The sequence below is a fragment of the Achromobacter sp. SD115 genome (assembly GCF_017355315.1).
Lineage (GTDB): Bacteria > Pseudomonadota > Gammaproteobacteria > Burkholderiales > Burkholderiaceae_B > Achromobacter > Achromobacter xylosoxidans_B.
The window spans coordinates 181223-195581 of sequence record NZ_JADIJM010000009.1 but is presented as its reverse complement, the minus strand read 5'-3'; the positions used below and the strand labels follow the sequence as shown (position 1 = coordinate 195581).

At 66.3% G+C, this 14359-nt stretch carries 14 protein-coding genes; 6 read left to right on the top strand and 8 right to left on the bottom strand.

The features are described from left to right. Positions 1-52: 52 nt before the first annotated feature. The 4 genes from IPU70_RS15200 (at position 53) to bamC (ending at position 3531) form a co-directional block, all read left to right on the top strand. The gene (locus tag IPU70_RS15200) at positions 53-679 is read left to right on the top strand and encodes an L-threonylcarbamoyladenylate synthase (protein ID WP_207468379.1); all 627 of its coding nucleotides are present in this window, start codon (positions 53-55) and stop codon (positions 677-679) included. Positions 680-748: 69 nt separating this feature from the next. Continuing rightward, a complete protein-coding gene (locus IPU70_RS15195) occupies positions 749-1396 on the top strand; it encodes a site-2 protease family protein (protein WP_207468377.1) in 648 nt (215 codons plus the stop codon). A gap of 87 nt (positions 1397-1483) precedes the next feature. Next, entirely contained in the window at positions 1484-2389 is a 906-nt protein-coding gene (gene dapA, locus IPU70_RS15190) for a 4-hydroxy-tetrahydrodipicolinate synthase (RefSeq protein WP_207468375.1), read from the top strand. A 17-nt stretch (positions 2390-2406) separates the two neighbouring features. Continuing rightward, positions 2407-3531: an outer membrane protein assembly factor BamC gene (gene bamC, locus IPU70_RS15185; protein ID WP_207468373.1), complete on the top strand. Its 1125-nt coding sequence runs from the start codon at positions 2407-2409 to the stop codon at positions 3529-3531. Between the two features lie 242 nt (positions 3532-3773). Here the strand turns inward: bamC and IPU70_RS15180 are convergent, their stop codons facing one another. The 3 genes from IPU70_RS15180 to mutS form a co-directional block, all read right to left on the bottom strand. Continuing rightward, positions 3774-4001, bottom strand: coding sequence for a hypothetical protein (locus tag IPU70_RS15180; RefSeq protein WP_013395215.1), 228 nt, complete (start codon positions 3999-4001; stop codon positions 3774-3776). Between the two features lie 217 nt (positions 4002-4218). Beyond that, positions 4219-5412: a cupin domain-containing protein gene (locus IPU70_RS15175; protein WP_207468372.1), complete on the bottom strand. Its 1194-nt coding sequence runs from the start codon at positions 5410-5412 to the stop codon at positions 4219-4221. Beyond that, the gene (gene mutS, locus IPU70_RS15170) at positions 5409-8093 is read right to left on the bottom strand and encodes a DNA mismatch repair protein MutS (RefSeq protein WP_371818952.1); all 2685 of its coding nucleotides are present in this window, start codon (positions 8091-8093) and stop codon (positions 5409-5411) included. The genes IPU70_RS15175 and mutS overlap by 4 nt, the downstream gene beginning before the upstream one ends. 397 nt (positions 8094-8490) lie before the next feature. Between mutS and IPU70_RS15165 the strand changes: the two genes are divergently transcribed. Beyond that, positions 8491-8955 (top strand): hypothetical protein, encoded by a 465-nt coding sequence (locus tag IPU70_RS15165; RefSeq protein WP_242702509.1) that lies wholly within the window; start codon positions 8491-8493, stop codon positions 8953-8955. Positions 8956-9095: 140 nt separating this feature from the next. On the opposite strand, the gene IPU70_RS15160 is transcribed toward IPU70_RS15165, so the two are convergent. From IPU70_RS15160 to IPU70_RS15140, 5 genes are all read right to left on the bottom strand, one after another. Next, a complete protein-coding gene (locus IPU70_RS15160) occupies positions 9096-9428 on the bottom strand; it encodes a hypothetical protein (protein ID WP_013395211.1) in 333 nt (110 codons plus the stop codon). A gap of 74 nt (positions 9429-9502) precedes the next feature. Further along, positions 9503-9910 carry a hypothetical protein gene (locus tag IPU70_RS15155; protein WP_013395210.1) on the bottom strand — a complete coding sequence of 136 codons (408 nt, stop codon included), beginning with the start codon at positions 9908-9910 and terminating at the stop codon, positions 9503-9505. Positions 9911-10141: 231 nt separating this feature from the next. Then, positions 10142-11101 carry a tripartite tricarboxylate transporter substrate binding protein gene (locus tag IPU70_RS15150; RefSeq protein WP_207468370.1) on the bottom strand — a complete coding sequence of 320 codons (960 nt, stop codon included), beginning with the start codon at positions 11099-11101 and terminating at the stop codon, positions 10142-10144. Positions 11102-11172: 71 nt separating this feature from the next. Further along, positions 11173-12483: a fumarylacetoacetase gene (fahA, locus tag IPU70_RS15145; protein WP_207468369.1), complete on the bottom strand. Its 1311-nt coding sequence runs from the start codon at positions 12481-12483 to the stop codon at positions 11173-11175. A 75-nt stretch (positions 12484-12558) separates the two neighbouring features. Continuing rightward, on the bottom strand, positions 12559-13347 hold the full coding sequence (locus IPU70_RS15140; RefSeq protein WP_207468367.1) for a 3-hydroxybutyrate dehydrogenase: 789 nt from the start codon (positions 13345-13347) through the stop codon (positions 12559-12561). A 94-nt stretch (positions 13348-13441) separates the two neighbouring features. Between IPU70_RS15140 and IPU70_RS15135 the strand changes: the two genes are divergently transcribed. Next, complete coding sequence (locus IPU70_RS15135; protein ID WP_207468366.1) at positions 13442-14359, top strand: LysR substrate-binding domain-containing protein; 918 nt, start codon at positions 13442-13444, stop codon at positions 14357-14359.

Sequence of the window (14359 nt, the reverse complement as noted above, 5' to 3'; positions counted from 1 at the left end):
TTTGCATCGCCGCGCTTTACTGAGCGGCCTTCAAGAGTGTTAGGATAAACCCATGGCCCTGTATTTCTCCATTCATCCCGCGAATCCGCAACCGCGCCTGCTGAAGCAGGCGGCCCAATGGCTGGCCGATGGCGGGCTGGTCGCGGTGCCTACCGATTCGAGCTATGCCGTGGTCGCGCGGCTGGACGACAAGAATGCCGCCGACGGACTGCGCCGCCTGCGGGGCCTGGACGAACGCCATCATCTCACGCTGCTGTGCCGCGACCTGGCCGAAATCGGCCACTTCGCGCGCGTCGACAACCGCCAGTACCGCCTGCTGAAGGCTGCGACACCCGGGCCCTGGACCTTCATCCTCGAAGCCACCAAGGAAGTGCCGCGCCGCGTCTCGCATCCGTCGCGCAAGACCATCGGCATCCGCGTGCCGGATCATCCCGTCATGCTCGGCCTGCTGGATCAGGTGGGGGCGCCTTTGCTGTCCACCACGCTCATCCCCAAGGACGAGGCCGAAGCGCTGAATGACGCGGAAGAAATCCGCGAACGCTACGACCACGACCTGGCGGCCATCATCGATGCGGGCGCCTGCCCGCAATCGCCGACCACCGTGATCGACCTCACCAGCGAAGAGCCGGTGGTGGTGCGCGTGGGACGCGGCGACCCGGCCACGCTGGGTCTTGCCTGATCGCGCCGGCCGCGTCGCCTTGCGGGCCGGCACGTGCCGGCTCGCGGCTCATCTACAATCCGGTTCGCCATGAATGACATCATCCAAACCATTGCGGTCTACGCGATACCGGTCATCTTCGCCATTACCCTGCACGAAGCCGCGCATGGCTTTGTCGCGCGCATGTTCGGGGATCCCACGGCCTATGAGGCCGGGCGCATCAGCCTGAATCCCGCGCGGCACATTGATCCGGTCGGCACGCTGCTGGTGCCGGTGGCGATCCTGCTGGCGTCCAAGCTGCTGGGCAGTCCGGGCATGCTGTTCGGCTGGGCCAAGCCCGTGCCGGTGGATTTCGGCCGTTTGCGCCGGCCCAAGCAGGACATGCTGTGGGTGGCCCTGGCAGGCCCCGCCGCCAACCTGTTCATGGCGGTGCTGTGGGCGTTTTCGCTGCGCATCTTCCTGGAGTCCGGCCTGCAGGAATCGTTCTGGTTCGAAATGGCCGTGGCCGGCGTGAACGTCAACCTGGTGCTCATGGCCCTGAATCTGCTGCCCATCCTGCCGCTGGACGGGGGACGCATCCTCTTCAGCCTGCTGCCCAACCGCCTGGCCTGGCAATACTCGAAAATCGAGCCGTATGGCCTGGTGATCGTTGTCATCCTGCTGGTGACGGATGTGCTCTGGCTTTTGATGCGCCCCGTGCTCGCCCTTGGGACGACCATCGTCCAGTGGTTTCTGTAGGATTTCAGCCAATATCCGTTAAACTCAACGGTTTCATTGATTCTGGCCCCGGGGCATCCCGCCGCGGGGTGTTGGAGCCCTACATTTATGGCATCCCCTGCAACCGCCGCAGGCGTTAATTTCCAAGGCAGCATGGTGGCCCTGGTCACCCCCATGCAGCCCGATGGCAGCCTGGACTACGCTGCCTACCGGTCGCTGATCGACTGGCATATCCAGGAAGGCACCGACGCGCTGGTGGTGGTTGGCACCACCGGGGAGTCGCCCACGGTCTCCATGGAAGAACATGCGGAACTGATCCGCGTTGCAGTCGAACACGCAGCGGGCCGCATTCCAGTCATCGCCGGCGTGGGCGCCAACTCCACCGACGAAGCCATCCACCTGACGCGCCACGCCAAGGCCGTGGGCGCGCAGGCCGGCCTGTCGGTCGTCCCCTATTACAACAAGCCCTCGCAAGAAGGCCTGTACCGCCACTTCCGCACCATCGCGGAAGCCGTCGATCTGCCCACCATCCTGTACAACGTGCCGGGTCGTACCGTTGCCGACATGAGCAACGAAACGGTCCTGCGCCTGGCGCAGGTACCGGGCATCATCGGCATCAAGGACGCCACGGGCGACATCGCCCGCGGCGGCCTGCTGTTGCGCGAAGCGCCAGCCAGTTTCCAGGTCTTCAGCGGCGATGATCCCACCGCCGCCGCCCTGATCCTGCTGGGCGCGCGTGGCAATATTTCCGTCACGGCCAACGTGGCGCCGAAGCTCATGCGTGAGCTCTGTGCCGCCGCCCTGGCTGGCAATGTGCCTAAGGTGCGTGAACTTAATGCGTACCTGGCGCGTCTGAACAAGGCTTTGTTCGTTGAAGCCAACCCCATCCCTGTCAAGTGGGCGTTGGCCGAAATGGGCCGCAGCGCACTGGGCTACCGGCTGCCGCTGGTTGAACTGGGAGCGCAGCACCACGCGACCGTGCGTACCGCGCTCCAGGAAACGGGCCTGCTCTAAATATCGTGAGGATACGTATGAACAAGCGTCATGCCGGTTTGTCGGCATTGATGTCTCTGGTGTTGTTGGCCGGTTGCAGCGAGGTCAATCAATTCCTGGGCAATGAAGAGTCCGTCAATTACAAGAGCGCAGTCACCCAGCGTGGAGAGCCTCTCAGCATCCCGCCCGACCTGACCCAGGCCAACGCCGATCCGCGCTACCGCGCGCCGGCTTCGGGCTCGACCACCTATTCGCAGTTCCAGCAGCAGGGCCAGGCACAAGCCAGCCAGCCGAAGACCAGCAACGTGCTGCCCGGCCGCCAGGACATGCGCGTCGAGCGCGACGGCGACCTGCGCTGGCTGGTGGTGGATCGTCCGCCTGAAGACATCTTCCCGCGTCTGGTCGACTTCTGGACCGAAAGCGGCTTTACCGTGGCCAGCAACAACCCGAGCGCCGGCCTGATCGAAACCGATTGGGCGGAAAACCGCGCCAAGATTCCGGAAAGCTGGCTGCGCCAGGCGCTGGGCATGATCCTGGAATCGGCCTGGGATAGCGGCGAGCGCGAGAAATTCCGCACCCGCGTCGAACGCGTCAACGGCCATACCGAGGTCTACGTCAGCCATCGCCAGATGCTGGAAAAGCGCGTGGGCGCCGACGGCAACCAGGTGCAATGGCAGAACGGCAAGGAAGATCCGGGCCTGAACGCCGCCATGCTGGCGCGCATGATGGTCTACCTGGGTTCCGACGTCGACAATGCCCGCAAGCTGGTGCAGCAGGCCGAGGCCGCGCCGCAGAAGCCCGCCGTGCAGCAGGACGTCCGCGCTCAAGGCGCCTCGCTCGTCGTCAGCGAATCCTTCGACCGCGCATGGCGCCGTGTCGGCGTGGCGCTGGACGGCGGCGGTTTCGCCGTGGACGACCGCGACCGTTCCGCTGGCGACTACTTCGTCCGCTATGTCGACACCGACACGGGCGAGAAGATCGAGCAGCCGGGCTTCTTCAGCCGCATGTTCTCGGGCGACAAGAAGGCCGAGGCGCCCCAGTACCGCATCCACCTGGCCGCCAGCGGCGAACAGACCACGGTGACCGTGCTGGATGCCAATGGCGCCCGCGACAACAGCGCCACCGCCCAGCGCCTGCTGAGCGTGCTGAAGGACAAGATGTAAGACCGGCCCGGTTCTGCGCTCATGCGCAGGTCTGCGCAAGAGAGGCCCCGCTGGGGCCTCTTTTTTATTTGGGCGCGGTTTGCAAGGGCTTTGCAGACTGCGGGACGCGCGACCCCCGAGCCGCGATGCGCTGCGGTTGCGGTGTCTTGCTTATAAGCATCTGGACGTAAAAAAGCCCTGGCTGCGAACAGCCAGGGCTTTTTCTTGCGTCCTCAGAGCGGGGGTTCGTCTCTGCTTTTTTATTAGGACGCGGGCGTGGTCGAGCCGCCCGGGGTGGTCGAACCGCCGCCCGGCGTGGTGTTGGGCGTGGGCGCCGGAGCCGGCGAGGTGGCCGGGGGCGTCGTGGTGGGGGCAGGCGTGCTGGCGCCCGGAGCGGGGTTGGTCGCGGGCGCCGGGGCATCTTCCTTCTTGTTGCAGGCGCTCAGCGCGACGGCCAGCACCGAAGCAATAATCAAGGTTTTGCTCATCATTTTTAGACTCCTGTAGATGACGACTCTTGAAACCCCATTAGGGGAAACCAGAAGTCAGGCTACAGGAACACGCGAGCGCAACGCGTATGAAAGTTAAAAAGGTCGCATCCTAACGGCAACAAACCTTTCAGCTTCGTGTTATCTCTTTCTTGATGTGTCCCGCGTATCAGACCTGATTTCCTTCTGTACAGGACTGATACGCGAGGGTGTCCGGATGCTACGCAGACTCGTAGCGGATCCAGCCCGAGTCCAACCAGTCCGCCAGGCAGGAGCGCGCTTCGTCGGTGAGGCGGGCGCAGGACGGGTCCGAGCAATCCAGGCTGCGAGCATCCGCCAGCGTGCGCAAGGCGGCGTCGGCCGGCGTCATGGCGGTCTCGCCATTGATGAAGAGCTGCTTGCCGCGATACAGCATGCGGCTGCGGCGGTCCAGCACCAGCCTGCCGGTGGCAGGCCAATCTTCTTCCAGGTCCACGTCCAGGCCCTCGGGCGCGTCGAACACGCTGAGGTTGCTGGGTTCGGTCAGCCAGCAGCCCAGGAAGCGCGAGGCCAGCGCATCGTCGAAGCGCAGCTTTTCCACGGTTTCCAGCGTCGCGGCCACCAGCGCGTCCGGCAGGGCTGCGGGCGTGTCGACGGCGGGCTGGCCGGGGTCGCGATAGACGGCGGACAGTTTGGGGCCGGGCAGGGCGGGTTCGCCGTAGGGGCCGCCCAGGAGGCCGACGCGCGCCATGACCTGGTCCGCGGCCGCTTCCAGCAGCCCGCGCGCCAGCGTCGCCTGCGTGGGCGCGCGAAAGCCGATGGAGATGGTCATGCAGCCGTCGCCCACGGCGACGCCGTCATGGGCGGCCTGCGGCGGCAGGTAGAGCATGTCGCCCGGGGCCAGCACGGCGGTTTCCTCGGGCTCGAATCGGCTCAGGATCTTCAGCGGCAGGCCTGGTTCCAGCGACAGGTCCTTCTGGCGGCCATAACGCCATTCGCGCTCGCCCGCCGCCTGCAGCAGGAACACGTCGTAGCTGTCGAAGTGCGGACCCACGCCGCCGCCGTGGCTGGCGATGCTGATCATCACGTCGTCCAGGCGCGCGTCGGGGATGAAGCGGAACAGCTGCATCAGTTCAGATGCGGCGTCGCTGTGCAGGTCCACGCTTTGCACCAGCAGGGTCCAGTCGCCTTCATTGTCCTTGGGCAGGCGTGCGAAGGGGCCGTTCTCCATCTGCCATTCGCCGTTTTCGCGCCAGATCAGGCGCGACTCCACGTCGTCGCGGCGCGCCAGCTTCTTGATGGCGGCGATCGTGAGCGGAGGCTTGAATCCGGGAATGGCCTGGCGGATCAGCAAGGGCTTGCGCTGCCAATGGCGGCGCATGAAGTCGTTGGGGCTCTGATTGCCCAGCAGGGCCAAGGGATGGTCGAGGTTCATTGCAGGTGCTTCTTCAGGCGGTAGAGGGCGTCCAGCGCTTCGCGCGGGGTCAGGCTGTCCGGGTCGACGGCGGCGAGTTCCTCGCGCAGGGCGTCCAGGGCTTCCAGGTCGTCGGTGCGGTCGGCTTCGGCATAGGCCTGGGCGTCGGCGTCCGCCGCGGCCGCGAACAGGCCCAGTTGCGGCGTGGGGGCGCCCTGGGCTTCCAGGCGTTCCAGTTCGCGCGTGGCCTGGCGGATCACGGCGGCGGGCACGCCCGCGCGCTGCGCCACCTGGATCCCGTAGCTGCGGCTGGCCGGGCCTTCGCGCACTTCATGCAGGAATACGATGCCGCCGGCTGATTCCGCCGCGGCCAGGTGCACGTTGGCCGAGGCCGGCTGTTCCGCGGGCAGGCGGGTCAGTTCGAAATAGTGGGTGGCGAACAGCGTCAGCGCGCGGTTGTGGGCCAGCAGGCGGCAAGCAATGGCCCAGGCCAGTGCCAGGCCGTCATAGGTCGATGTGCCGCGGCCGATCTCGTCCATCAGCACCAGACTGTTGGGCGTGCTGGCCGACAGGATGGCGGCCGCTTCGGTCATTTCCATCATGAAGGTCGAGCGGCCGCCCGCCAGGTCGTCGGCCGCGCCGATGCGGGTGAAGATGCGGTCGATCTTGCCGATGCGGGCGCGCGCCGCGGGCACGAAGCTGCCGATGCGCGCCAGCAGCACGATCAGTGCCACCTGCCGCATATAGGTCGATTTACCGCCCATGTTCGGGCCGGTGATCAACAGCATGCGGCGCGCCGGCTCCAGCCGGCAGCCATTGGGCGTGAAGCGTTCGATGGCATGTTCCACCACCGGGTGGCGGCCGGCCTCGATGTCGATGTCGGCCTGCTCGGACAATTCGGGCGCGATCCAGTCGTGGCGGCGGGCGTGTTCGGCCAGGGCGGCCAGCGCGTCCAGTTCGGCCAGCGCGGCGGCGCAGTCCGACAGCGGCCGCACGTGTTCGGCCAGCACGTCCAGCAATTGCTCGAACAGCCATTTCTCGCGCGCCAGCGCGCGGTCCTGGGCCGACAGCACCTTGTCTTCCCAGGTCTTGAGTTCAGGCGTGATGTAGCGTTCGGCGTTCTTCAGCGTCTGGCGGCGGCGGTAGTCCTCCGGCACCTTGGCAGTCTGGCCCTTGGTGACTTCGATGTAGAAGCCGTGCACGCGGTTGAACTCCACGCGCAGATTGCTGATGCCGGTGCGCTCGCGTTCGCGCGCTTCCAGCTGCACCAGGAAGTCGCCGCCGTCGGCGGCAAGGCCGCGCAGTTCGTCCAGTTCCGCGTCAAAACCGGCAGCCAGCACGCCGCCGTCGCGGATGGCGACAGCGGGTTCGGCGGCGATGGCGCGCACCAGCAGGGCGGCCAGGGCCGGATCCACCGACAGGTGCGAGATCAGTTCGCCCAGCCGCGGCGAGTCCGCCATGGGCTCGACCAGGTCGCGCAGCGCCGGCAGGGCTTGCAGCGCGTCGCGCAGGCTGGCCAGTTCGCGCGGTCGCACCGAGCGCAGCGCCAGCCGGGCGGCGATGCGCTCGATGTCGGGGAAGGCATTCAGCGCGCCGCGCAGGGACTCCAGCAGGCCGGCCGAACCAAATCCAGCCGCGCCAAAGCCGGCCGCGCCAAAGGTCTGCTCCATGTCCATGCGGCCCGCCAGCAGCGCCGAGATGGCTTGCTGGCGCGCCAGCGCCTGCTCGTTCTCGCGCAGCGGATGGTGCAGCCAGCGGCGCAGCAGCCGGCTGCCCATGGGCGTGCGGCAGCCGTCCAGCAGCGAGAACAGCGTCGGCGAATCTTCGCCGGACAGCGTCTGCGTCAGTTCCAGGTTGCGGCGCGTGACCGGGTCCAGCAGCACGTACTGGCCGGGGCGCTCCGCCGACAGGCTTTGCACGTGGGCCAGGGCCTGCGACTGGGTGCGGGCCGCATAGCGCAGCAGGGCGCCCGCGGCGCAGATGCCGGCCGGCATGTCCTCGATGTCGAAACCCGCCAGCGTGTCGGTCTTGAAGTGCGCCAGCAGATGGGCGCGCGCGCTGTCGCCTTCGAAGTGCCAGTCGGGCACGCGGGCGCGGGCGCCTTCGAAGGGAAAGTCGAATTCGGCGCTCTCGGCGCAGACGATCTCGGCCGGCGCGATGCGGTGCAGTTCGGATTCCAGCTGCGCGGGTGCGCATTCGGTCACGCGGAATTCGCCGCTGGCCAGGTTCAGCCAGGCCAGCCCCGCGCGCGGCGCGCGTGCCGTGCCGCCGACGAATACCGCGGCCAACGCGCGGTCCGCCTTGGCCGGCAGCAGCGCGTCGTCCGTCAACGTGCCGGGCGTGACGATGCGCACGATGCGGCGCTCGACCGGTCCCTTGGAGGTCGCCGGATCGCCGATCTGCTCGCAGATGGCGATGGACTCGCCCATGGCGACCAGCCGCGCCAGGTACTGCTCCATGGCGTGCACCGGCAGCCCGGCCATCGGGATCGGCGTGCCGTTGGACGAGCCGCGCTTGGTTAGCGTCAGGTTGAGCAGACGCGCGCCGCGCTCCGCGTCTTCGTAGAACATTTCATAGAAGTCCCCCATGCGGTAGAACAGCAGCAAGGGGCCAGCCTCCGCCTTCAGGCGGAGGTATTGCTGCATCATGGGGGTGTGGCCCGGGTGGGCGTCGGCGGCGGTGTTTTGCGTTGCGGAATTCATGCCCGTGATTGTATCGGGCGCGTGGACCGCTGCGGGGAGGGACGGATGCTGGTTTTGTCCGGACCTCACTTGTTCATGATATTGCCCAACTTCTTGATGACCTCGTGCCCTGTGTCGGCGCAGGTCTCTGCTGCCCCAGGTCGCATCAATATGGCCATGCCGACTGCTCGGTCGCCGGCGCTTGGCGAGAACAGAAGCAATTGAATTGCTACGCCGGCAGGCAGGGCGGGCGTACGGAAAATGAGGCCAGGAAACCGACTGAACCGGCCCGAAACCGGCTGAAATTGCTTTGCGCAAAACCGCTGCATCCGCTCACGGGAATAGTCGCTATGGTGGTCGCCACGCCGCACAACAACGCGGCGGTGACGGCATCAGCCTCCACGCCATAGGGATCAAAATGAAAATCGCACCCATGTTGTCTTTCGTCGTGCTTGCCGTGTTCGCAGCCGCGACCGCGCAGGCGGAAAGATGCACGTCCAATCTGTCGGGTGGGCAAGACTGCACCTATGACGACGGCACTACCTCGCGGAGCACGTCCAACCTGAGCGGCGGCTACGACACGACGTACAGCGACGGGCGGACTTCGCGCAGCACATCCAACTTGAGCGGTGGCTTGGACACGAGGTACAGCGACGGCACCACCTCCCGGAGCACATCCAACCTGAGCGGCGGCTATGACACGACTTACAGCGATGGGCGGAACTCGCGCAGCACGTCCAACTTGAGCGGTGGCTACGACACGAGATACAGCGATGGCGCCAGTTCCCGAAGTACGTCCAACCTGAGCGGCGGCTACGACACGACGACCAGCAAGGCGAGAAACAACAAAGCCGATACCCGTCATCCAGCAGGCGCCCGCTGAATTGAAGAGAACGGGCGGTGGTCTCGTCGAAAGCCGCAGGCCGCGGGCATGGCGGCCTGGTCGCAGGTTCCTGCGAAAGAGAGCGATTGCAATCGCCGTCAGTTCTGCAACGGCGGTTCAAACGGCTTGTTCAGGACCGGCTACTTGATCTTGCTGCAGCGAAAGGCCTCGATGCCTTTTTCCACATAATGCGGTTCGCGTGCGCAGGCCGCGCGCATGGCCTGGTTTGCCAGGCTCATGAGGTTGGCTGCATTGGTCATGGCTTCCAGACCGTCGGCGCCCGGGCCGATCTTGTCGAAGCGCGCCTTGAACTCGGCGGCTTGCTTGCTGTAGGCGTAGGCGCGCATCACATCCGTATAGGCAATGGCCCGGGAAATGTCGCCCTCCGTGGGCTTTTTCTCGGCGCCGAAGGCCGGGCCGGACAGCAGAGCTAGGGCGAGCAAGGGGATGAGGGTGGTTTTCATGTTCGTCATCAGGAATTCTCTTGCGGGTTGTCCGATGGGAGGCCGGTTGGCGAGGCGCATGGGCGATCCGCCTGGCGCCGCCATCACCACATTTTGCAGGTCGTGCCGTTGTTGACGAGGTCGCCGCCGACGACGATGCCCTTCTCGTCGACGTGGAGCATGGTGTAGCAGCTGGCGACGCCGGTGCGGCGCTGGTAGATGGTGCCCGTGTTGTTGCCGAAGCCGTAGCTGACGCCGCCCGGCGGGGGAACGTAGAAGCTGCCGACGGCCTCGTCCCACGAGACTTCGCCGGAGGTCTGCCACATGTAGACCAATTGCCCGATCGGCAGGTCTTCACTGGCGTACACGCGATCGGGGACGCCCCACTCGGTCACGATGTCGTTGACTGGCTTGCCCTTGTGGCGCAGCATCGCCACGTCCCAGGTGGTGCAGGCGCTCAGCATGGCGCCGCACAGGCAGACTAGCAGGGCCTTGAGAAAACTGAATCGCACTTTTTCTTCCTTGTTCAGATGCTTGACAGGTGCCCTACGCGCCGCATGATGCCAGCAGGTCGCCGACATGGAAAGTGGGGGGTGTGGCGTGCATTCCACATCCCGCGTGCGCCGGAACCCGGCCCAACGGAAAACGCCCCATTGCTGGGGCGTTTCTTGGGCACTTGTGATTTTACGTTTTATTACAGTTGAGGGGCGTTGGATCCGACGCACGCGGACCTTGCCTGTACCTCATTTGTTCATGATGTTCCCCAACTTCTTGATGACCTCACGCTCCGTCTCCGCGCTGGCCTGGGCGGCCTTGGTGTAGGTCGCGGTATCCATGTATTGCGGCGATACGCCGGACTGGCGCAGCAGGGCGAGGAAAGCCTCGTCCTTGAGCGTGTCGCGGAAGGCGCCGTCGAGCTTGGCGATAACGGCCGGGTCCATGCCTTTGGGGCCGGCGATGCCGAAAGGCGAGGTGTGCACCACGGGATAGCCGGCTTCCTTCAGGGTGGGCACGTCCGGCAGGTCGGGCGAGCGCTTGTCGCCCAGCGACGCGAGGATGCGGACCTTGCCAGAGGCCACGTAGGGCAGGATGGTGCTGGCGCCGACCAGCACCTGGATGTGGCCGCCCAGCATGGCGGTCAGCGCGTCGGCGTCGCCCTTGTAAGGGACGTGGGTCCACTTGGCCTTGGCGGCTTCGCCCAGCTGCACCATGGCGATGTGCTGGCTGCTGTAGGCGCCCGGCGTGCCATAGGAAATCGTGTCGGGCTTGGACTTGGCGTAGGCGACCAGGTCGTCCAGCGTCTTCCAGGGCGAGTCCGCGGCGACTGCGACGTAGTAGTTGTAGCCGGCGATCATCGAGATGTAGGTCAGGTCCTTGATCGGGTCGTAGCGCGTGCCGGTGATGTGCGGCATGCGGAAGATGCCGATGGGCACCATGGTGACGGTATAGCCGTCGGGCGCGGTGTTGAGCATCTGGGTCGCGCCCAGCGTGCCGTTGGCGCCGGTCTTGTTTTCGACCACCACGGTCTGGCCGAGGCGCTTGCCGGACTGCTCGGCCAGGGCGCGGCCGACCACGTCGGTGACGCCGCCGGCGGAGTAGGGGATGATCAGGCGGATCGGGTGGTTGGGGAAGTCCTGCGCCAGCGCGGGGGCGCTGCTTGCGCTTGCCAGGATCATCATGCCTGTTGCCAGGATCTTCTTCATGTCATTCCTCCTTTGTGTGCCGCCGGCTCGCCGGCCGGCTCCAGGTCTAGCGGGATGCCTGGTATTGAACGTCAATCGATGATGCGCGCCCGGCTTGCGCCGAAGCCGATGCGCTGGAAACCCTCGCGGCTGCAATGGGCCGTCAGGGTGACTTCGTCTCCGGCCTCCAGGAACAGCCGGGTTTCGCCCGAGGGCAGGGTAATGGGCTGTTTGCCGCCGTGGGTCAGTTCGAGCAGGCTGCCGTGGCCGCTGTCGTCGGGCGTGGAGATGGTGCCCGAGCCCAGCAGGTCGCCCGGGCGCAGGTTGCAGCCGCCCAGCGTGTGCTGCGCCACCATCTGCGCCGGCGTCCAGTACAGATGGCGCGCATCGGATGCCGCCAGCCGTTGCGGCGCTTGCGAGCGTTCGCGCATCAGCGGCGTGGACAGCCATGCTTGCAGCGCGATGGCCAGTCCGCCCGTGGCGGCGTCGTCGGCGTTGCGCAGATAGGGCAGCAGTTCAGGATCGCCATCGCCGCGCGCCATCGCGGCGCTGCGGAACGGGGCCAGCGCTTCGGCAGTCACCACCCAGGGCGAAACCGTGGACGCGAAATTCTTGCCCTGGAAGGGGCCCAGCGGCTGGTATTCCCAAGCCTGGATGTCGCGGGCGGACCAGTCGTTCAGCAGGCCATAGCCCGCCACATGGCTGGCGGCCTGCTCCAGCGGCACGGGCTCGCCGAGCGCATTGCCGGGGCCGATCCATATCGCCAATTCGAGTTCGAAGTCCAGTTGCGCGGACGGCCGGTAGGCCGGGACGTCGACGCCGGCCTCCGTCCTCACCTGGCCGCGCGGCCGTCGCACGGGCGTGTCGGAGGCGCAGATGGAGGAGGCGCGGCCGTGATAGGCGATGGGCACGTGCCTATAGTTCGGCATCAGCGGGTTGTTGGGCCGGAACAGCTTGCCCACGTGGCTGGCGTGATGGATGCCGGCATAGAAATCGGTGTAGTCGCCCACGTCCGCAGGCAGCAGCAGTTCGCATTGGGCTTGCGGATGCAGCAGGCGCGCGGCCAGCGCCGCGTGCCGCGCGCTGGCCGGGTGTGTGGTGTCCAGCAGCGCGAACAGGGCGTGCCGCACGGCCTTGCGGGCGGCGGCGGGCAAGGCCATCCAGTCGTTGAGCCTGTGCGTCGATAGCGCTTGGCGCGCGACCGGCTCCAGCCCGTCCAGCAGGCCCAGTTCCACGGCGGCCCGGACATCCAGCACCTGCTCGCCGATGGCGACGCCGATGCGCGGCGTGCCGCCATCATGGCGGAACACGCCCATCGGCAGATTCTGCAGCGGGAAATCCGGATGGCCGTCGGCGCCGTCGACCCAGCTCTTGGCGGTGGGCGCGTGGGTGTGGTCCAGCATCTTGTACTCCTCGGGGCGTTATCGGTATCGCTGCGCGGCCTGCGTGCATGTTCAATGGAGGCCGCCGCTGCGGCTTCAGGCTGCAGTGGTGCCGCCGTCCATGGCCCAGGCCACGCCGCGGACTTCGTCGGCGTCGGGCGAGCAGAAGAATTCACACAGGCCGGCGATCTGTTCCAGGGTGACAAACTTGCCCGAAGGCTGGCGCAGGCCGAGCAGCTTGTTTGTGGCCGCGGCATTGTCCAGCCCTTCGCGTTCGGCCAGCGCGTCGATCTGCTTTTGCACCAGCGGCGTGTGTACCCAGCCGGGGCAGATGGCGTTGCAGGTGATGGCGGTCTGCGCGGTTTCCAGCGCCACGGATTTGGTCAGGCCGATCAGGCCGTGCTTGGTGGCGTTGTAGCCGGTCTTGCCTGCGCGGCCGCGCAAGCCGCTGATGGACGCCATGTTGACGATGCGGCCCCAGTTGCGCGCGCGCATGGCCGGCAGCGCGGTGCGCATGGTGTGGAAGCTGGCCGACAGGTTGACGGCGATCATGTCGTCCCACTTGTCGACCGGAAAGGCCTCGATCTGGCTCACATGCTGGATGCCGGCGTTGTTGACCAGGATATCCAGCGCGCCATAGACCTGGTTCAGCTCGGCCATCATGGCCTCGATCTCGGCCGGCTTGCGCAGGTCGCAGGGCTGGAAGCGGACCGGCACGCCGTAGGTATCCCGGAACTCGGCGCAAAGCGCGTCGGCCGCGGCAGCGTCGGCCAGGCCATTGAGCACCAGCGTCGCGCCGGAGCGCGCCAGGCGCCGCGCCACGGCCAGGCCGATGCCGCTGGTCGAACCGGTTACCAGGGCCACCCGCCCCGAAAGATCAGCCATGCTTGTCTCCACGCTGTGTGGTTATTGGATGCGTGGCAGGTTAGGGCTTGGGGATTGAGTCGTCCAATTTATTATCGGAACATCATTTATATTCATGGAATATCAATTGCCGATACCCGACATGGAACTGCGCCACCTGCATAGCTTCATGGTCCTTGCCACGGAACTGAACTTCACCCGCGCCGCCCTGCGCTTGCATATCGCCCAACCGCCTTTGAGCCAGCGCATCCGCGAACTGGAAGACGAATTGGGCGTGAAGCTGTTCGACCGTAGCACCCGCAAGGTCGCGCTGACGGTGGCGGGCCGCGTGTTCCTGGACAGCATCCAACCCATGTTCCGGCAGTTGGACGGCGCCGTGGAGGCCTGCCGCAAGGCCGGCCGGGGCGAGACCGGCAGTCTGCGGGTGGGCTATACCGGACGCGCCAGCCATGTGCGCCTGCCGGGGCTGGTGCGCGATTGCCGGCGGCTATACAGCGATATCGCGCTGGACATCCAGGGGCCGCTGCCGACTGGCGAACTGCGTCTGAAGCTGCTGGACGGCACGCTGGATGCGGCGCTGTGCTTTCTGCCCCTTGAGGGCAAACACATCGTGTCGCACGGATTCATGCTCAGCGAGTTCTCCATCGCGCTGACCGACGCGCATCCGCTGGCGGCCAAGATCGAACTGGGCGTTGAGGACCTGGCGCAAGAGCCATTCATCGCCTATCCCTCGGGCAAGGGCTTTCACCTGCGCGGCGCCATGGACGCCATTTGCCTGGAGGCGGGCTTCCTGCCGCGCGTGGTGCGGGAAACGGAAGCGTCCCAGACCCTGCTGTGCCTGGTCGCGGCTGGCACCGGCGTGGCCATCATTCCGCGGGACATCGAGTCCCTCAACATGGAGGGCGTGGTGTTCCGCCCGTTGCCGGCGGACGCGCCCAAGCTGCAGCATGGCATCGCCTGGCTGGAGACCAACCGGAATCCTGCGTTGAGTCGGCTGCTGGCGTTGTGCGGCGTCGAAGCCGGGGCGGTATGA